This is a genomic window from Phyllobacterium chamaecytisi (genome assembly GCF_020164455.1).
In the GTDB taxonomy this organism is placed as follows: domain Bacteria; phylum Pseudomonadota; class Alphaproteobacteria; order Rhizobiales; family Rhizobiaceae; genus Phyllobacterium; species Phyllobacterium chamaecytisi.
This window is the reverse complement of sequence record NZ_JAIQWW010000078.1, coordinates 1-420: the sequence shown is the minus strand read 5'-3', so window position 1 is coordinate 420 and position 420 is coordinate 1. Positions and strand designations below refer to the sequence as shown.

Annotated in this window: 1 pseudogene; it reads left to right on the top strand. The window is 64.0% G+C overall.

Going from position 1 to position 420, the window contains the following annotated elements:
* A pseudogene (locus LB462_RS31010) lies at positions 1–391 on the top strand (Re/Si-specific NAD(P)(+) transhydrogenase subunit alpha); the annotation flags it as partial.
* Between the last annotated feature and the right edge of the window lie 29 nt (positions 392–420).

Genomic DNA, 420 nt, shown 5'->3' with positions numbered 1-420 from the left:
CCTGGTCGACAAGGAGAGCAAGACAGTCAAGATCGATTTCGACGATGAACTGGTCAAGGCCACCGTTCTGACCCATGGCGGCAAGGTGGTGCACCCGAACTTCGCTGGTGCCCCGGCAGCGCCAGCACCTGCAGCCTCGGTGGCCAAGCCCGCCGCCGTCAAGAAGGCTGCTCCTGCCAAGCCAGCGGCAACCAAGCCAGTCAAAGCGCCCGTCGCAAAGGCGGCAACGGCCAAGGCGGCCCCCGGGAAGGCTGCAGCACCCAAAGCCAAGACAGCCGCCAAGACCGCTGCTGCCAAACCCGCTGCAGCCCAATCCACTGCAGCCCAATCGCCTGCAGCCCAATCGCCTGCAGCAAAGACTGCCCCTAAAACGACTGAAGGAGAGGCATGATGGCTGCCGATGCAACCCTCGACAAGGCG